The organism is Thalassovita mediterranea (genome assembly GCA_019448215.1).
GTDB lineage: Bacteria > Pseudomonadota > Alphaproteobacteria > Caulobacterales > Hyphomonadaceae > Henriciella.
In genome coordinates this window covers 505,588-523,502 of the sequence record CP080408.1, presented here as the reverse complement: position 1 = coordinate 523,502, position 17,915 = coordinate 505,588, and the positions used below count along the sequence as shown (strand labels likewise).

At 61.6% G+C, this 17,915-nt stretch carries 15 protein-coding genes; all 15 read left to right on the top strand.

Annotated elements, in window-relative coordinates:
• Positions 1 to 125 precede the first annotated feature (125 nt).
• The 15 genes from KUV46_02520 (at position 126) to KUV46_02450 (ending at position 17,879) form a co-directional block, all read left to right on the top strand.
• Positions 126 to 1,352, top strand: a complete 1,227-nt coding sequence (locus KUV46_02520) for an EAL domain-containing protein (GenBank protein QYJ01277.1) — start codon at positions 126 to 128, stop codon at positions 1,350 to 1,352.
• Between the two features lie 53 nt (positions 1,353 to 1,405).
• Positions 1,406 to 2,260: a TIGR01459 family HAD-type hydrolase gene (locus KUV46_02515; GenBank protein ID QYJ01276.1), complete on the top strand. Its 855-nt coding sequence runs from the start codon at positions 1,406 to 1,408 to the stop codon at positions 2,258 to 2,260.
• Positions 2,261 to 2,359: 99 nt separating this feature from the next.
• A complete protein-coding gene (locus KUV46_02510; GenBank protein ID QYJ02337.1) occupies positions 2,360 to 2,746 on the top strand; it encodes a MaoC family dehydratase in 387 nt (128 codons plus the stop codon).
• A 9-nt stretch (positions 2,747 to 2,755) separates the two neighbouring features.
• The gene (ribF, locus tag KUV46_02505; protein ID QYJ01275.1) at positions 2,756 to 3,682 is read left to right on the top strand and encodes a riboflavin biosynthesis protein RibF; all 927 of its coding nucleotides are present in this window, start codon (positions 2,756 to 2,758) and stop codon (positions 3,680 to 3,682) included.
• A gap of 66 nt (positions 3,683 to 3,748) precedes the next feature.
• The gene (locus KUV46_02500; GenBank protein ID QYJ01274.1) at positions 3,749 to 4,207 is read left to right on the top strand and encodes a YbjN domain-containing protein; all 459 of its coding nucleotides are present in this window, start codon (positions 3,749 to 3,751) and stop codon (positions 4,205 to 4,207) included.
• A gap of 203 nt (positions 4,208 to 4,410) precedes the next feature.
• Complete coding sequence (ileS, locus tag KUV46_02495) at positions 4,411 to 7,350, top strand: isoleucine--tRNA ligase (GenBank protein QYJ01273.1); 2,940 nt, start codon at positions 4,411 to 4,413, stop codon at positions 7,348 to 7,350.
• The gene (gene lspA, locus KUV46_02490) at positions 7,350 to 7,907 is read left to right on the top strand and encodes a signal peptidase II (protein ID QYJ01272.1); all 558 of its coding nucleotides are present in this window, start codon (positions 7,350 to 7,352) and stop codon (positions 7,905 to 7,907) included. The genes ileS and lspA overlap by 1 nt, the downstream gene beginning before the upstream one ends.
• Before the next feature lie 21 nt (positions 7,908 to 7,928).
• Positions 7,929 to 8,420, top strand: coding sequence for a DUF3035 domain-containing protein (locus KUV46_02485; protein ID QYJ01271.1), 492 nt, complete (start codon positions 7,929 to 7,931; stop codon positions 8,418 to 8,420).
• A gap of 48 nt (positions 8,421 to 8,468) precedes the next feature.
• Positions 8,469 to 9,854, top strand: a complete 1,386-nt coding sequence (locus KUV46_02480) for an insulinase family protein (GenBank protein QYJ01270.1) — start codon at positions 8,469 to 8,471, stop codon at positions 9,852 to 9,854.
• On the top strand, positions 9,847 to 11,340 hold the full coding sequence (locus tag KUV46_02475; GenBank protein QYJ01269.1) for an insulinase family protein: 1,494 nt from the start codon (positions 9,847 to 9,849) through the stop codon (positions 11,338 to 11,340). The genes KUV46_02480 and KUV46_02475 overlap by 8 nt, the downstream gene beginning before the upstream one ends.
• A gap of 284 nt (positions 11,341 to 11,624) precedes the next feature.
• Positions 11,625 to 13,535 carry a DNA mismatch repair endonuclease MutL gene (gene mutL, locus KUV46_02470; protein ID QYJ01268.1) on the top strand — a complete coding sequence of 637 codons (1,911 nt, stop codon included), beginning with the start codon at positions 11,625 to 11,627 and terminating at the stop codon, positions 13,533 to 13,535.
• Positions 13,536 to 14,198 (top strand): HAD family hydrolase, encoded by a 663-nt coding sequence (locus tag KUV46_02465; GenBank protein ID QYJ01267.1) that lies wholly within the window; start codon positions 13,536 to 13,538, stop codon positions 14,196 to 14,198.
• A gap of 200 nt (positions 14,199 to 14,398) precedes the next feature.
• Entirely contained in the window at positions 14,399 to 15,886 is a 1,488-nt protein-coding gene (locus KUV46_02460; GenBank protein ID QYJ01266.1) for a hypothetical protein, read from the top strand.
• A 171-nt stretch (positions 15,887 to 16,057) separates the two neighbouring features.
• Complete coding sequence (locus KUV46_02455; GenBank protein QYJ01265.1) at positions 16,058 to 17,215, top strand: alpha-hydroxy-acid oxidizing protein; 1,158 nt, start codon at positions 16,058 to 16,060, stop codon at positions 17,213 to 17,215.
• A gap of 28 nt (positions 17,216 to 17,243) precedes the next feature.
• Positions 17,244 to 17,879, top strand: a complete 636-nt coding sequence (locus tag KUV46_02450; GenBank protein QYJ01264.1) for a methyltransferase domain-containing protein — start codon at positions 17,244 to 17,246, stop codon at positions 17,877 to 17,879.
• Positions 17,880 to 17,915: the final 36 nt, after the last annotated feature.

Sequence of the window (17,915 nt, the reverse complement as noted above, 5' to 3'; positions counted from 1 at the left end):
TTGTCACGGAGCTTGTCGCCATCTCGCGCATTGGCAAGTTACGCAAATCAGTTCCTATACTACCAATTCGTTAACATTTTGGGGCTTATTGTTAAGTTTCAGCGACGACGGGGCACATCACCAGCATGACCGGAATTCTCTTCATCCTGTACATCGCTCTCGGCAGCGCGCTCGGCTTCGGGCTCGTTTCCTATGCAGGTTTGAGCATTCCTGTGGCCATTGCGCTGGGCGCTGTGACGACGGCGCTGCTTGGCCAGTTCCACCTCCTTTTCTCCCACGTCATCACGGCGGCCGACAGCTCGGACCGGATTGATGCGCTGGAGCTTTCCTATGAGGAAAACGACAAGCGCATGACGCGGATCGAAACGCGCAGCGAAGAAGTCGAAGCCTCTCTCAAGAGTGAGCTGTCAGAGCGCCGCGACGCCCTCGTCACAGAGATGCGCCAGCTCGAAGGCCTCATCGACCGCCTCGCCAGGAGCTTCGAGACCAAGCTGTCGCGCGAAACGAGTGAGCCCATCGCCCCGCAGGACGATGCACTGCTGCGCACCGTAAAGGCCGCGCTTCAGGATGGCCGCGTCGACCTTCACCTTCAGCCGATCGTGTCGCTGCCCCAGCGCCGTGTCGCTTTCTATGAAGGCTTCACCCGCCTTCGTGAGGCTGATGGCTCGATCCTGCTGCCTGCCGATTTCCTGGATGCGGCCCGCCGCGCCCGTTTGCTGGGTGTGCTCGACAACATGCTCCTGTTCCGCTGCGTGCAGATCGTTCGCCGCCTTGCAGAGCGCGACCGCCGCGTCGGTGTCTTCTGCAACATCTCGCCGAACTCGCTCACCGATCCGCAATTCTTCCCGCACTTTCTTGAATTCATGAAAGAGAACCGGGACCTCGCAGGTGCGCTGATCTTTGAAATCCCGGCAGACCGCTTCGAAAACCGCTCGCGCCAGATGCGCGACGGCATGGAAAAGCTGATTCAGCTTGGCTTCCGTTTCTCCATCGACCATGCCAGCGACCTCGCCCTCGACCTGCCTCGCCTGCAGGAGTCGGGCGTGCGTTTTGTGAAGGTGAATGGCGACACGTTGATCGAGCAGCTGCGTGACCCGTCCGGCCCGCGCCCCGTGTCCAACATCAATCGCCGTCTAGCTGGCGAGGAAGTCGCCGCCGTCTGCTCGCGCTTTGGGGTGACCCTCATTGCAGAGAAGATGGAAGAAGAAGTCAGCGTCGTCGAAATCCTCGAATACGACATTCCATTCGGTCAGGGCCACGTCTTCGGTGCGCCAAAGCCGATCAAGTCGTCCCTGATGCAGGAAACGGCCCCGCCGCAGGAATTCATCGACCGCCTGTCTGCCTTTGGCTGAGCGCGCGCACATCCGGTTTGACCGGACATGCCCTGCCATCTAACTGACCGGCCATGACGAAACCTCAGCATATTTCCGGTCTCGGTGAGATCGCCGAAAAATACGACACGATCCTCTGCGATGTTTGGGGCGTGATCCATAATGGCCGCAAGGCATTCGAGCCGGCCTGCGAAGCGCTGGTGAAGTTTCGCGAAGCCGGCGGCACAGTCGTTCTCATCACCAATGCGCCCGTGCCCAAGCAGCAGGTGATCTCCTACTTCAGGCCGATGGGCGTGCCCGATGCGGTCTTTGACGACTGCGTGTCCTCCGGCGACGCAACGCGCGACGAGCTTTCGCGCCGCCGCGATGAGAAAATCTGGCGCCTCGGCGTCGATAGCGGCTGGGAGCGGGACAAATTTCTCTATGAGGGGCTCGACCTCGATTTCGCGTCTCCTGAAGATGCCGAGACAGTTCTCTGTGTCGGCCTTGAGGATGAGAAGAAAGACGATCCTGAAGCCTACCGTGAAGAGCTGAAATTGGGCGCAAAGCGCGGCCTGCCGATGATTTGCGCCAATCCGGACATCAAGGTGCGTGTGGGCGACCAGCTCATCTGGTGCGCGGGCGCGCTCGCTGCGATCTATGAGGAAGAGGGCGGCAAGGTCATCTATCCCGGCAAGCCGCACGAGCCGATCTACCGGCTCTCTCTTGCGCGCGCCGGAGAGATTCGGGGGAAGGCGCCTGAAAGCGTCCTCTGTATCGGCGATAGTCCGGCGACGGACATGCGCGGTGCCGCAGATCAGGGCTTTGATGCCCTCTATGTTGGCACTGGCCTCGCCGAGCACGGCAATGACTTCGAAAGCGAACTCGAAGCCCTTCTGGCAGAGTATGACGCTGAGGCGCGCTGGGCCATGCCAGCCCTAAGGTGGTGACGAAACGTCCCGCCCATTGTAACAGACCGGAAAAATAGCTTCGGAGATACCCGCATGAGTGCGAAGGATGGATACAAGTTTGAGGAACTCAGCGTCGGCATGGCGCATGAGACCGTCCATACGATTACGGCTGAAGACATCGACCTCTTCGCCAAGGTGTCGGGTGACTACAACCCCATCCACATGGATGAGGAGTATGCCAAGAAGACCCCTTTCGGTCAGCGCATCGCGCATGGCGCCCTGACCGCGTCCTACATTTCCGGCATCCTCGGCAATGACCTGCCAGGCCCGGGTGCAATCTTCACTCATCTCGAAATGCGTTTCCGCCGCCCGGTTTTCATTGGCGACACGGTCACGGCGCGCGCTGAGATCACCGAGATGTTCGAGCGCGGTAACCGCGTGACGCTCAAGATTACCTGCCTCGTCAATGACAAGGCCGTGGTGGCCGGCGAGGCCAAGGTCATGGTTCCGAGCAAGGAGGCGTAAGGCGCGCTGATGGCGGTTCATGCCGACTATCGCAATCTGCCTGCCTCGGCGCGCGGCTATTCCGTGGCGCTTGGTAATTTCGACGGCGTGCATCCCGGCCACCGCGCTGTCATAGATGCCGCTCGCGTCGAGGCGCACCCGCTTGGCGTTGCGACCTTCGAGCCGCCGCCGCGTGCCTTCTTCCGCCCGAACGATCCGCCATTTCGCCTCTACCGGCCGGCCCGGCGCAATGCCCGCCTTATGGAGCTTGGCGCGAAGGCCGTGTTCGAGCTTCCGTTCAACGGCCAGATGGCGTCGATGACGGATGAAGAGTTCTGCCGCCATGTCCTGCATGACGGCCTGGGCGTCAGCCATGTCGCCGTCGGCTTTGATTTCCGTTTCGGCCGTGGCCGTATGGGGGATGCCGACAGACTGTCTTCGCTTGGCCGCTCATTCGGTTTCGATGTGACCGTGGTCGAGAAGGTCGAAGGCCCGGAGGCCATCAAGGCCTCATCCACCGCCATCCGCGAAGCGCTGATCGCGGGTGAGCCGCAACGCGCCGCAGAGATGCTCGGCCATGACTGGATTGCAGACGGCCATGTCGAAAAGGGCGAGCAGCGCGGGCGCACTATCGGCTTTCCTACGGCAAACATCCGCCTTGGCCCGCTGATCCAGCCCCGCCATGGTGTCTATGCCGTTCGCGCGCGTATCGCTGGCACAGGGGACTGGCTGGACGGCGTCGCCAATTTCGGCCGCACGCCCACAACCGGCCTGCGTGATCCGCTACTCGAAACCTACATCTTCGACTTCGATCGTGACATTTACGGCCAGTATCTGGAGGTCGCGCTCGTCCGCTTTCAGCGGCCCGAGGCGCATTTCCCGTCGCTGGACGACATGGTCGAGCAGATGCACCGCGACAAGGAAGAGGCTCGCCGCCTCCTGTCCGCAGATCGCTAGCAACTCCTGACTTTTTGTCCCGTTCGTATAATCAAGTCAGGACGTACATTCGAAGGGACCCCCAAAATGAAACCAGTCTACGCGGTTGCCGCAATGCTCACGCTCGCCGGAGCGGCCAGTGCACAGGCGACGGTCCAGTCCGTTACCCTGCAGGATCTTGAGCGCTTTGCGACAGATGCGGGCCACGAAGTCGTTGCTTTCGGTGAGACGACGGAAAACTCCCTTCGCGCCGAAACGCCAAACGGTGTCACCTACTACATGGAAGGGACCGCCTGCGACGATGGTGCCTGCCGCGGCATCATCATGAGCTCACGCTTCCAGGCGACCGATGCGGTCACGCTCGACAAGGTGAACCGGGCCAATCTGGAGCGCGCAGCGGTCAGCGTCTGGCGTCTCGAAGATTCGGTCGGGGTCTCGCGCTATGTGATCCTCGATGGCGGCATGAGCGAAGCGAACATCAAGATCAATCTCGACAATTTCCTCGCCATCGTTCCCGGCGTCGTCGAGTACTTTTTCGAGCAGTAGGGCCGTGCCCGCCTTTGGCGGGTGACACATTGCAGGCTGCCTGCTAGAGGCTTCGCCCATGATGTATGGCGTTCCCGCTTTCATAATTCGAATTAGCCGCCCGGCGGCGTGCTGATCTGCCCTTGGGCAGGTGAAGCGCGGTGCCGGGGCCTTGCTATTTCCGCTTGCAACCGACCTGCTAATTCGAGACTGACTTACCTGCTATGACCGACGACACCAAGACAGCCGCGAACGACTATCGCGACACGCTATTCCTGCCGAAAACCGAATTCCCGATGCGCGGCGGCCTGCCGAAGGCAGAGCCGAAATGGATTGAGCGCTGGGACGAAATGCGCCTCTATGACCGTATGCGCGAGGACGCAAAGGCACGCGGCGCAAAGCCCTTCATCCTGCATGACGGCCCACCCTATGCGAACGGCCCGATCCACCTTGGCACCGCGATGAACAAGATCCTCAAGGACCTTGTCGTGCGCGGCCACCAGATGCTGGGCTATGACGCCTCCTACATCCCGGGCTGGGACTGTCACGGCTTGCCGATCGAATGGAAAGTGGAAGAAGAGTTCCGCTCCAAGGGACGTGGCAAGGACGACGTGCCGGGCGACGAGTTCCGCGCCGCCTGCCGCGCCTATGCCGCCAAATGGATCGAGGTCCAGAAGCAGGGCTTCCGCCGCTGCGGGGTAGAGGGTGACTGGGACAACCCATACCTCACCATGAACTTTGAATCCGAAGCCGCTACGGTTCGCGAATTCCTCTCGGTCGCCATGTCCGGCCGCCTCGTGCGCGGCTCCAAGCCGATCATGTGGTCGCCGGTCGAGCGCACCGCCCTCGCCGAAGCCGAAGTCGAATATCACGACCGCAAGGTGCCGGTGATCTGGGTGAAGTTTCCTGTTCGGGGCGAAGACTTCTCTGTCGTCATCTGGACGACGACGCCGTGGACGATCCCTGCAAACCAGGCGGTCAGCTTCAATCCGAACATCTCCTACGGCCTTTATGAGGTCGAAACCGTGATGAGCGAGGAAGAGCTCGGCTTTGCGCCGTTCGCCGCGGCCGGCGACAAGTACATTCTGGCCGACGCCCTCGCAGAGGCCGTGATGGACAGCGCGAAAGTCTCAGGCTTCAAGCGTGTCAGCGATATCGACCCTAAAGGCTGGACGCTGTCCCACCCGCTGAACGAACTGTCCGACTTCTACAAGCACGACGTGCCCATGCTCGCCGGCGACCATGTCACCGACGATGCCGGTACGGGCTTCGTGCACACCGCGCCTGCCCACGGTGAGGACGACTTCCTCGTCTGGATTGCGAATGGCCGCACGGCCAGTGATATCCGCGACATCGTCAATGAGGACGGCGTCTATGAACACCCCGAGCTGCCAGAGGCTCTGCAGGGGCTCGATATCATCCGCACCTCCGGCAAGAAGCGCGGTGAGCAGGGCAAGGCCAATCAGGAAGTCATGCGCCTCCTGACCGAAGCGGGTAACCTCCTCTCGCGCGGCGTGACCGTGATCCGTGATGCGCACTCCTGGCGCTCCAAGGCCCCGGTCATCCGCCGGGCGACCCCGCAATGGTTCATCGCCATGGACAAGCCGGGCACGAATGGCACCGCGCCGCTGCGCGATCTGGCGCTCAAGGCGCTGGAAGACACTGGCTTCGTGCCGCCGCAGCTGCGCAACCGCATCACCTCGATGGTCGCCGACCGTCCCGACTGGCTCATCTCGCGCCAGCGCAACTGGGGCGTGCCGATCACGCTTCTCGTCAGCCCGGACGGTGAGCCGCACACCTACGCCCTGCCTGAAGACAAGGCGCTTGAGGTCAACAAGCATATCCTCGATGCCATCGCCGCTGAAGGCGTTGAGGCCTGGTTCTCGGCTGAGCCTGCCAAATTCCTCGACGGCATTGCTGATCCGGCAGGCTGGGAAAAGGTCACCGACGTGCTCGACGTCTGGTTCGACTCCGGGACCACCCACGCCTTCACCCTGCGCGATCGCGGCATCATCGATGAGAAGACCGGCCAGGCCGACGTCTATCTCGAAGGCTCTGACCAGCATCGCGGCTGGTTCCAGTCCTCGCTTCTCGAGAACTGCGCAACGCGCGGCATGGCGCCTTACAAACAGGTCGTCACCCACGGTTTCATCGTCGATTCCGAGGGCAAGAAGATGTCGAAGTCCCTCGGCAACACGGTTGAGCCGCAACAGGTCGCAGACCAGTTCGGCATCGAGATCCTGCGCCTCTGGACAGCGTCTTCTGACTTCACCGAAGACCTGCGCATCTCTGACGATATCCTGAAGACGAACGCCGAATCCTACCGCCGCCTGCGTAACACGCTGCGCTACCTTCTCGGCGCGCTCGATGGCTATGATGAGGCCGAAGCGGTCGACGCCAAGGACATGCCCGGCCTTGAGCGCTGGGTGCTGCACCGCCTGGCTGAAAGCGATGCGCTGGTTCGTAAGTCCTACGCGGCCTTCGACTTCAAGCGCGTCATGTCGGCCATGCTGAACTTCTGCGGCGTGGACCTGTCGGCGATCTATTTCGATATCCGCAAGGACAGCCTCTATTGCGATGCGCCGTCCGATATCCGGCGCCGCTCGACCCGTACGGTCATGGCGCTGGTGCTGGAGCGCCTTCTGGTCTGGCTTGCCCCGATCATGCCGTTCACGACGGAAGAAGCCTTTCTGATGAGCCATATCGCAGGCAGGGCAGACAGCGTGCACCTGCTGACCTTCCCGCAGACGCCAGACAGCTGGCTCGACGCCGGCCACGCTGCGCGTTGGGAGAGGATCTTCAAGGTCCGCCGCGTCGTCACCGGCGCGCTGGAGGTCGAGCGACGCGAAAAGCGTATCGGTGCCTCACTGGAAGCGGCCCCCGAAGTCTACATCCAGGACACCTCGCTGATCGAAGCCTTCGATGGTGAGAGCCCGGCTGACATCTTCATCACCTCCGGCGCAAAGCTGATTGAGGGGGCGGGCACACTGGCTGCCTATCACCTCGATGATACGCCGGGGGTTGCTGTGCTTCCGAAGAAGGCCGACGGCGTCAAATGCGCCCGCAGCTGGAAGTATTTCGATCCGAAAACCGCTGATCCGGCCTATCCGGACATCACACCGCGCGACGCAGAAGCCGTCCGCGAAATCAGGGAAAAGAGCTGATGAACGCTGCCGGGCATGTCTGGAGATGGGCGGCGCTGATCGCTCTGGTGATCATTGCCGACCAGCTCACCAAATGGGTGGTTCTGGAAACCCCGGCCTTCAATGCGCTCGCCTGTCTTGACCCGTCGATACGCTGCGGCCGCATCGAGCTGTCATCGGTGTTCGATCTCACCATGCTGTGGAATCGCGGCATCAGCTTTGGCACCTTCCAGTCAGCCGGCATCATGCGTTGGGTGCTTGTTCTGGTGACGATGTGTATCGCGGTCGGTTTTGCCTACTGGCTGACACGGGCAGAGCGCTGGTTCACGGCGCTTTCGCTGTCTCTCGTCATTGGCGGGGCGGTCGGGAATCTCATCGACCGGATCCGCTTCGGCGCGGTCGTCGACTTCCTCGATTTTTCAGGCCCATGGTTCGGTACCTATATCGGCGGCGTCGCTGTTGGCTTTCCGTGGGTTTTCAATATTGCTGACGCGGCAATTACTGTCGGCGCGCTCTTGCTGTTTCTCGATCAGTTTTTAATGTCGCGCTCGAAACCGGATGAACGCAATCCCGCTTGAATGGAGTGGAGAGACATGAAGATGGCGCCTAAACAATCGATCCTGACCGCGGCCGCGATGAGCATGCTGCTCGCTGCGGGTGGCTGCTCAATCCTTCCAGGTGGCGGCGGCTCGGGCAATGCTGGCCCTGATGAGTTCCGCGTCGTGACCAAGGCGCCTCTTTCGGTCCCGCCTGAATATAATCTTCGCCCGCCGCGCGCCGGCACCACCGTCCCTGCAGAAGCTGACCCGACGCGCGACTCGAGCGTCGCAGCCTTCGGCACGCAGCTTGGCCAGAATGCCAGCGCCTCTGAGCTGGCGCTTGTCGCTGCAGCTGGCGCCAACGCGGTGAACCCACGCATTCGTTCAATCGTTGACTATGAAGAGGCTGGCCTCGTCCGCAAGACGACCGACGATGCCGACCAGATCCTGTCCTATACCGGGGACGGCGCGGTTTCTGACAGCGCCACCGGCGACCAGCCTGTCTCGATCGGGCGCGGCAGCGGTGAGCGGCTCAAGCTACCGGGCACGTAAGCCAATCCCTTACCTGCCAAATACCAGACAGCTTTACGGAGGAATATGATGAAAGCTTTTCTTGCGGGGGGTCTGGCAGCAGCAAGTCTTGGCACCGGCCTCGCCTTCGCTGACACATCGGGGGCGGAATGGTCGCCAACGACATTTGAGCTCGACAATGGAATGGACGTCGTCGTCCTTCCCGACAACCGTGCGCCTGTGGTCACACATATGGTGTGGTACAAGGTCGGCGCGGTCGATGAAGACCCAGGCAAGTCCGGCATCGCGCACCTCTTTGAACACGTCATGTTCAAGGAAACCGACGATATCGGCCCAGATGAGTTCACCACCATCGTCCAGCGCAATGGCGGTCAGCTCAACGCTTTCACATCCTGGGACTACACCGCCTATTATGAGCGCGTGGAGAAAAGCCAGCTCGAGCGCATGATGGAGCTCGAGGCGGAGCGGATGACCGACCTCATCATCAATGATGATCCGGAAGGCCCCTTCATCTCTGAGCGCGACGTCGTCAAGGAAGAGCGCCGCCAGCGCATCGACAACAATCCGGGCGTCATCCTGCAGGAGCAGGTGATGACCGCGCTCTATCAGGACCACCCCTACAACATCACCGTGATTGGAAAGATGGAAGAGGTCGGCGCGCTGACCCCGCAGGACGGTCTCGACTTCTATAACAAGTGGTACACCCCATCAGAGGCGATCCTCATCGTCGCGGGCGATGTCACCCCAGAAGAGGTCCGCACTCTCGCTGAGCGCACCTATGGCCAGATCGAGTCCGCGAATACCGAGCCGCCGCAGCGCGGATGGCGTGACGTAGAGCCGCTGGCCGAAACCCAGCTCATCACCCATAGCGACCCGAAAGTCCGCCAGCCGGAATGGGAACGCTGGTATCTCTCCACTTCCTTCACGCAGGACCGCGACTTTGCCTACGCACTGAATGTGGCCCTCGACGTGCTGGGCGGTGGCCGCACCAGCCGCCTCTATCAGGCCCTCGTCGAAGACCAGAAGATCGCCAATGATGCCTCCGCAGGCGCATGGCTGTCCCTGCACGACACCGCCCCGGCGGTCCTGTCGGCTTCCCCAAGTGACGGCGTGACGCTGGATGAGCTGGAAGAAGCCTACATGGCTGTCGTGAACGACGTTCTGGCCAATGGCTTCACCGACGAAGAAGTTGAGCGTTCGCGCAATTCGCTCGCCGCCTCGGCCATCTATCAGCGCGACAGCCAGGCTGGCATGGCGAACCTTTACGGTCGCACGCTCGCTGTTGGCGGCACTGTCGAGGACGTCATGAACTATCCAGACGACATCCGCCGCGTCACGGCTGACGACGCCATTGCCGCGCTGCGCCGCGTACTCGGCGAAGACAAGAACTATATCGAGGCCCACCTGCTTCCTGAAGAAGAGCAGGCCGCTGAGGAGAGCCAGACCGATGAATAAGCTCAAACTAGCTGCGGGCAGCGCAATGGCTGCCGCCCTTTTCGCCGCTTCGCCACTTGCGCTCGCGCAGGAACAGGCGACCTCCGAAGCCTCGACCGGTATCGACGTGACCGTGCACGAAGGCGACTTCGCCACGATCCAGCAATTCACCACGCCGGGCGGCATTTCCGTCTGGCTGGTCGAGGAGCAATCCATTCCGATCATGGCGCTGCGCATGGCGTGGGAAACCGGCTCTGCGACCGACCCGGAAGGCATGGAAGGCCTCACCGACGCGGTCACCTACCTCATGAATGAGGGCGCCGGTGACATGGACTCGCTCGCCTTCGCGACACGCATGGAAGAGCTCAATATGGGCTTCAGCTGCGGCGCCGATAGCGAAACGACCTATTGCTCGGCCAACATGCTGACCGACAATGCGAACGAAGCGATGGAAATGATTGCCCTCGCACTCAATGAGCCGCGTTTCGATCAGGAGCCGTTTGAGCGTTTCCAGCGTGAAGAGCTGATCGGCATCCGCACGCGCGAAACCAATGCCGGCTTCCTTGCCGGTCAGGCGCGCGCACAGGCCCTCATGCCGGATCATCCGTTCTCGCGCATCAAGACCGCTGACAGCATCAATGCGCTCACCACACAAATGGTGGCAGAGCGCAAGGACGCGATCATGGCAGGCGACCGCCTCTATGTTACCGCTGTCGGCGCGATGACGCCTGAAGAGCTTGCCCCGCTTCTCGACAAAGCGCTGGCAGGGCTTCCGGCGACTTCTGACGTCGAGGGTATCGAAGACGTGGCGCTCAATGATCCGCTGACGGCCCCCGTCGTCGTGGACCTGCCACAGCCGCAAAGCCTCGTGACCTTCACCGCGCCAGCCATGGCACGTGACGATGACGACTTCTTCCCCGCCTATGTGCTGAACTACACCTTTGGCGGCGGGGGCTTTGAAAGCCGGCTGATGAAGGATCTGCGCGTCGAGAAGGGCCTAACCTACGGCATCTATACCGGCATCTCGACCAGCGATCATCTCAACCTCTGGACTGGCGGCGGCCAGACCAAGAATGAGAGCGCGGCCGACTTCATCGAAGGCATCACCGCCCAGATGGAAACGATCGTCGCCGAAGGCATCACCGAACAGGAACTGTCTGACGCCAAAGCCTATCTCACCGGCTCTTACCCGCTCTCCTTCGACAGCAATGCGAAGATTGCCTCCGGCCTGATGAGCGCGCGTCTGGAAGACCTCGGCGTCGACTATTTCGACCGTCGCAATGCCATGGTCGAAGCCGTGACGCTCGAAGATGTGAACCGCATCGCCGCTGAATACCTTCAGCCATCGAACTTCACCTTCATCGTCGTCGGTGAACCAGAAGGCATCGAAGAGACCGCCGACCTGCCAATGCCTGTGCTCGGCCAGATCGATGTCGACGAAGCCGGCGACATGGAAGAAAGCAATATCGACGAGACTCCGGACGCCGTCCGCGACCCGAACCGCTAGGGTTCACCTTGTCGAACAAATCGAAAAGGGCGGCTCCAACGGGTCGCCCTTTTTGTATCTACGCGCCCCCTCCGCCCTGCCGGGCACCTCCCCCGTAAACGGGGGAGGAAGGCACACCATCAGCGCTAGTCCTTCTTCCCCCGCCTGCGGGGGAAGTGGCCCGCGAATGCGGGTCGAAGGGGGCTTTCTCCTAGTTTTGTCAGCCACCATCCCGAAAATGCTTGCCACTACACCGCCATCGCCCCCTGCAGCGCGCCGCCAAAGCCTGATACACTGACCGGCTCATGCCTGATTCTGCACGCCTCGCCTCCCGGCCAACGATTCGCCAGCTTCCGCCTGATGCGGTAAACCGTATCGCGGCAGGCGAAGTCGTTGAGCGTCCGGCAGCCGCGGTCAAGGAGCTGGTTGAGAACGCACTGGACGCAGGCGCTCGCGCTATCTCTGTGACGATCGAAGGCGGCGGTCTCAAGCGTATCATTATCGAGGATGATGGCTGCGGGATGAGCGGGCCGGAAATCCTGATGGCGCTGGAGCGTCACGCGACCTCAAAGCTCGCGCCCGGCGAAGATGGCCGGATCGATCTCCTCAACATTCACACGATGGGCTTTCGCGGCGAAGCGCTGCCGTCCATCGCCAGCGTGTCGCGCATGACGCTGACCTCCAAGGCCGAAGGCGAAGATGCGTCCGAAGTGTTCGTTGAGGCAGGCCGGGTAGAAGGCCCAAAGCCCGCCGCCTGGACGGGCAGGGGAGAGACCGGCACGCGTATCGAAGTGCGCGACCTCTTCCACGCGACGCCAGCGCGCCTCAAATTCATGAAGTCGGAGCGCGCCGAGACGATGGCCGTCACCGACGCGGTTAAACGCCTCGCTATGGCGAATGCCGACGTGTCTATCTCGCTGGAAAGCAATGGCCGCAACGTCTTCCGCTATGCCGCCCATCAGGCGACCCCTGAAGGCGATCTGGAACGCCTTGGCTCCATCATGGGCCGCGAGTTCCGTGAGAACGCCCTCGCCATTGAGGCAGAGCGCGACGGCGTCACCCTGACGGGCTTTGCAGGCCTGCCGACGCTCAACCGCGGCAACGCGCAGTACCAGTTCCTGTTCGTGAACGGCCGTCCGGTGAAGGACCGCATGCTGACCGGCGTCATCCGCGCGGCCTATCAGGATTTCTTAGCCCGCGACCGCCATCCCATGGCTGCGCTCTTCGTTGATTGCGACCCGGAGCTTGTCGACGTGAACGTCCACCCGGCCAAGACCGAAGTGCGCTTCCGTGACGCCGGCAATGTCCGCGGACTTATCATTGGAACGCTCCGCCATACGCTGGCAGCTGCCGGGCACCGCGCAAGCACGACGGTGGCAGGCTACGCCCTCGGCAAGATGCAGCGCGAAGAACGCCCCAAGGACCAGCCGCTTCCCCAGCCATCGGTCTGGGACCGCTCCAGCTTGTTCCGCGACAGCTATGGCAGCACGCCGCCACGTCCGCAGGCACCGTCCCAGCCAATGCCGGATTGGGCCACCCCGCAGGCGCCTGCCTCTGGCTTTGCAGAGGATAGCGGCCGCTACGATGCCCCGTCCGCCCGGTTTGAGCCTCAGCCAGAAACCACACAGCATGACTTCCCGCTCGGCGTCGCCCGCGCCCAGCTGCACGAAACCTATGTCGTGGCCCAGACGCGCGACGGCATCGTCATCGTCGACCAGCATGCGGCCCATGAACGCCTCGTCTATGAGCAGATGAAGGCGCAGATGGCCACCGATGGCGTCAAACGCCAGGCGCTCCTCATCCCCGAAGTGGTCGAACTCACCGAAGACGAAGCGGCCCGCGTCATCGACCGCGCCGATGAGCTTGCCGAGATGGGCCTGGAGATCGAAGCCTTCGGGGCAGGAGCCGTCTGCGTCCGCGCGACGCCAGCGCTCTTCGGCAATATGGATGCCGCAGGCCTCATCAAGGACCTTGCCGATGACTTTGCCGAGTATGAGGAAGGCCTCGCTCTGAAAGAGCGGTTCGAGGACATCATGGGCAATATGGCCTGCAAGGGCGGGGCGGTGCGCGCAGGCCGCCGTCTCAATGCCGATGAAATGAATGCGCTTCTCCGCCAGATGGAGGCCACGCCCTATTCAGGCCAGTGCAACCATGGCCGCCCGACCTATGTCGAGCTGAAACTCGCCGACATCGAAAAGCTGTTCGGGCGCCGCTAGGTGGAAAGACCAGAGGCCATCATCTTCGATTGCGATGGCGTCCTGGTCGACTCCGAGGTCATCGCCATTGCGGTGGAGCGCGAGCACCTGTCCGGCTGGGGACTTGTCTATGACAATGAAGAGTACCTCTCCCGCTTTGTGGGCCTCCATAACCGCGACTATCATGCCGCCCTCCGCCAGGACGCCGAGGACCGGCGCATAGACCTGCCTCACGACTTCCCGGCGATCATACAGGCCGCGATCTGGACGCGTTTCGAGGCGGAGCTTTCAGCCATAGACGGCGCGCTCGACCTTGCGACCCGTTTCGATGGCCCCGTCGCGGTCGCCTCCTCGTCAGAGCAGGACAAGCTCCACCGCAAGCTGGAACTCACAGGCCTGGCAGCCGCATTCGGGGCCCACGTCTATTCAGCTGACCTCGTTGCAAACGGAAAGCCTGCGCCGGACCTTTTTCTCCACGCGGCTGACAAGCTGAACGCACCTCCCGCCCGGTGCCTCGTCATAGAGGACAGCGAAAACGGCGTGCGGGCAGGGCGCGCGGCGGGGATGATCGTTGTCGGCTTTACGGGCGGCGCGCATGCCGATAGTGGTCTCGCCGCACGTCTGGAAGCGGCAGGGGCGCACGCAATTGCCGCCTCATTCGCTGAGGTCTCCCCTCTACTTTGAGACGGCCGAGCGGCGCCGACCGTTAAGGTTATTCAAAAGTAAAATATTACATATTTTCATGTAGTTAGGCCAATTCTGGTTCTCAGGATGCCGATTTTGTGCCATGAGCCGCGCACCCGAAAGCGCGCTGTGAGTCGTCTTCAGCGCTTGAGGGGGGACGCGAGCTGTGAGGGCAGCCCGCGAAGTGAAAGGGAAATCTCATGAAACTGGCCACCAGGCTCGCATCCGGCGTTGCAGTTTTCGCCGTGGTCGCACTCGCTCCATTTGCGAGTGCACAATCGCCAAGCAATGAAGAACTGCTTGCGCGTATCGAAAACCTAGAAGCACAGAACGCTGCCCTGATGGCGCGTCTCGACGGCATGATCGAGGACAGCCAGATCGAGCGCGTTCCGGCAAGTGACGGCCCAGAGGTCGCGACCGACACGCTCGCGAACCGTACTGGCTTTGTCAGCGCGGACGCCGCCTATGGCTTTGACGTTCTCGATGCCGCAGAACACGTCAACAAGAAGCCGATCATCCAGCTCAAGGCGCGTGCCGAAGACCGCCTCGCCACGCCGCTCACCATCAGCGGCTCGATCATCGGTATCGCCAACTATCAGGACAGCAACCGCGACTCCAAGTTCGGCTACCTGATGCGTAACCCGACCTCTGCAAACCAGATCGGCGATCATGTCTCCGAAGCGCTGATCCACTCGGCCCAGCTTGGCTTCACAGCGAACTTCTCCGACTGGCTGACCGGCTATGCAGAGATCCTCTACAACCCGCAGCAGAACTTTGGTCCGGGTACGATCGCTGGCCGCGACCGCAACCAGCTTCTCATGCAGCGCGCCTATCTCATGATCGGCGATCTTGAGCGTTCACCTGTCTTCGGTGTCGTCGGTAAGGTCGATATCCCGTTCGGTCTCAATGATACGGTCAGCCCGTTCACCAACTCGACCAGCTGGCACTCCTTTGCTGGTCTCGCCTATGGCGCGCAGCTTGGCTATGTCGACGAGAATTTGATGATCCGCGCCATGGCGATCCAGGGCGGCGCCCAGTTCCGCGCAGCCAACGCCCCGGTCGAAGGCACCGGGGTGCCATCGCGCATCAACAATTTCGCCGTCGATGCGAACTACACCTTCAACTTCAACGAAGCCGACTGGATGATGCTGGGCGCCAGCTACCAGCACGGGTCTACCTACTGCCAGAACTATCCAATCTTCCACTTCAACCCGTGTGACGACAACAACCCTGCCTGGGCCGCTTATGCGCAAGGCTCGATCGGCAATCTTGAGCTCCTTGGTGAGTTTGCCGAGACGACGGATGTGTGGCCGGGCTCTGCCGTTCCGATCCCGACCAACCCGCTCAGCGTCTTTGACGCCCAGAAGACGCGGTCCTGGACTGTCGGTGGCCGCTATGGCTTCGGCGACACGCTGCTTTCTGGCAAGCGTGACCACTACGTCTCGCTGGAATTCAGCAAGTTCCGCGCTGGCGAAGAAGGTGCCCCATGGGAGCGCCAGAACCAGTTCGTGCTCGGCTATTCACGCTACCTGATCGACAATGTGAACATCTTCGCAGAGGCGATCCACGTCGATGGCTTTGCACCGCTCAACTTCCTGACGGGCGGCAACTTCCCGGATGGTAGCACCTGGTCTGACAATGACGCCAAGACCGAAGTCATCCTGATCGGCGCCCACACCGCCTTCTAGGCCTCGGCCAGACGCAATATAAAAACGCCCGCATGCCTCAACGGTGTGTGGGCGTTTTTTTACCCCGCAACACGGCTCGCAAGGTTTCCCATTTCGCCTTGCAATTGACGCCGGCTTGCTGAGCCGTCTATCGATCTTCCAGTTCCGCCTTCCGGTGAAAGCACCTCTTTCATGAAGCTTGCCCGCGCCACCAATATCGATGACCTCCGCACCATGGCGAAGGCGCGCCTGCCGCGCATGGTGTTCGACTATATCGATGGCGGTGCTGAGGATGAGGTGACGCTGAAGCATTCGGTCACCCGGTTTGACGATTACCAGCTGACCTGGCGCACCCTCCGCGACGTCTCCAAGGTCGATTGTTCGACAACGATCATGGGCCAGAAGACGCGCCTTCCCTTTTTCATTTCGCCTACAGCATCAACGCGGCTCTTCCACCCGGCGAAGGGAGAGCTGGCCATGGCAGGGGCCGCCGATACGAAAAAGGTGATCTACGCCTGCTCCACGCTGGCCTCGCAGACACTGGAAGCGATTGCCGAGGCTAATCCCGGCCCCAAATGGGTCCAGCTTTATGTCTGGCACGACAAGGAGATCGTGAAGACTTTCCTGAAGCGGGCAAAGGCGGCTGGCTTCACTGGCTGTATCCTGACCGTCGACATGCCGGTCGCCGGCAACCGGGAACGCGATCCGCGTAATCATTTCTCTATCCCGCCAACCCCAAACCTGAAAGTCGCTAGCCAGGTGCTCGCCCGCCCGCGCTGGCTCTGGGACCTGGTGCGGAGCCCGAAGATCACGCCAGCCAACTTCACCCATCTTCGCGGCGGCAATGCAGGCCAGACAGGCGGCGTCATCGGCTTCGTGAATGAGCAGTTCTCACGATCGACCACCTGGGATGATGTCAGCTGGATGCGCGATGCATGGGATGGCGGCTTTGCGATCAAGGGCATCTCGCGCGGTGAGGATGCAGAGCGCGCCATCGAGATTGGCGCGAATGCTGTCTGGGTCTCGAACCATGGCGGACGCCAGCTGGATACGGCCGTGCCGGTGATCGACCTCCTGCCAGAGATCGCAGAGGCGGTGGCGGGGCGCGCGGATATCATCGCGGATGGCGGCGTTCGCCGTGGCGCGCATGTCGCAAAGCTGCTGATGCGCGGGGCCACCGGCGTCGCGCTTGGCCGCGCCTCGCTCTATGGCCTCGGCGCAGGTGGGCAGCGCGGCGTGGAGAAGGCACTCTCCATTCTGGAAGATGAGTTCAGGCGCGTCATGGCCCTTCTTGGCGCAACCCGTCTGGAAGAGCTTGACCCGGACCTTTTACGGGCGCCTAAGGCTTAGAAATACGCTTCGTGGGGGACAGCGGAAAATGAGAACAGCATCAAAGAGCGATCAGCGCTTCTGGGACAGGCTTGCATCAAAATATGCGCGCCAGCCCATCTCCGATCAGGAGACCTATGAAAAGAAACTCGCCATTACCCGCAAATATCTGACGCCGCAGAGCAGCGTCTTTGAATTTGGCTGCGGGACAGGCTCAACGGCGCTCCTGCATGCCCCGCATGTCGACTATATTCTCGCCACCGACCTGGCGGAGAACATGCTTGATGTCGGACGGGTAAGGGCAGCGGAAGCCGACATTCAGAATGTCGATTTCCAGCGTATCGGAATTGAGGAGTTTGACCCGGCCGGCCACAGCTTCGACGTCGTTCTCGGCCTCAACATCCTTCACCTCTGCCGCGACCCGGACGCCGTCACGAGAAAAGTCCGCGCCCTCCTGAAACCGGGCGGCTATTTCATCCAGAGCACCGCCTGCCTGAAAGACGCGTCCTTCATCCTGCGCCTCGCCATTCCTGTCATGCAGGCTGTCGGCAAGGCACCCAATGTCAGCTTCCTTTCAGAAGACGACATCCTTTCCATGCTGGACAATAACGGCTTCGACCTCACCGAAAGCCTGCGCACCGACAGCAGCATGTCCGCAAACTTCTACGTCGCCCAGAAACGCTGAAGCACCCGGACAACGACCGCCCTCATCCTGAGCGAA

Bases quoted from the DNA above. Each gene is read 5' to 3' on its own strand.
- KUV46_02520 (QYJ01277.1), top strand. From the start codon at position 126: ATGACCGGAATTCTCTTCATCCTGTACATCGCTCTCGGCAGCGCGCTC.
- KUV46_02515 (QYJ01276.1), top strand. From the start codon at position 1,406: ATGACGAAACCTCAGCATATTTCCGGTCTCGGTGAGATCGCCGAAAAA.
- KUV46_02510 (QYJ02337.1), top strand. From the start codon at position 2,360: ATGGCGCATGAGACCGTCCATACGATTACGGCTGAAGACATCGACCTC.
- ribF (QYJ01275.1), top strand. From the start codon at position 2,756: ATGGCGGTTCATGCCGACTATCGCAATCTGCCTGCCTCGGCGCGCGGC.
- KUV46_02500 (QYJ01274.1), top strand. From the start codon at position 3,749: ATGAAACCAGTCTACGCGGTTGCCGCAATGCTCACGCTCGCCGGAGCG.
- ileS (QYJ01273.1), top strand. From the start codon at position 4,411: ATGACCGACGACACCAAGACAGCCGCGAACGACTATCGCGACACGCTA.
- lspA (QYJ01272.1), top strand. From the start codon at position 7,350: ATGAACGCTGCCGGGCATGTCTGGAGATGGGCGGCGCTGATCGCTCTG.
- KUV46_02485 (QYJ01271.1), top strand. From the start codon at position 7,929: ATGGCGCCTAAACAATCGATCCTGACCGCGGCCGCGATGAGCATGCTG.
- KUV46_02480 (QYJ01270.1), top strand. From the start codon at position 8,469: ATGAAAGCTTTTCTTGCGGGGGGTCTGGCAGCAGCAAGTCTTGGCACC.
- KUV46_02475 (QYJ01269.1), top strand. From the start codon at position 9,847: ATGAATAAGCTCAAACTAGCTGCGGGCAGCGCAATGGCTGCCGCCCTT.
- mutL (QYJ01268.1), top strand. From the start codon at position 11,625: ATGCCTGATTCTGCACGCCTCGCCTCCCGGCCAACGATTCGCCAGCTT.
- KUV46_02460 (QYJ01266.1), top strand. From the start codon at position 14,399: ATGAAACTGGCCACCAGGCTCGCATCCGGCGTTGCAGTTTTCGCCGTG.
- KUV46_02455 (QYJ01265.1), top strand. From the start codon at position 16,058: ATGAAGCTTGCCCGCGCCACCAATATCGATGACCTCCGCACCATGGCG.
- KUV46_02450 (QYJ01264.1), top strand. From the start codon at position 17,244: ATGAGAACAGCATCAAAGAGCGATCAGCGCTTCTGGGACAGGCTTGCA.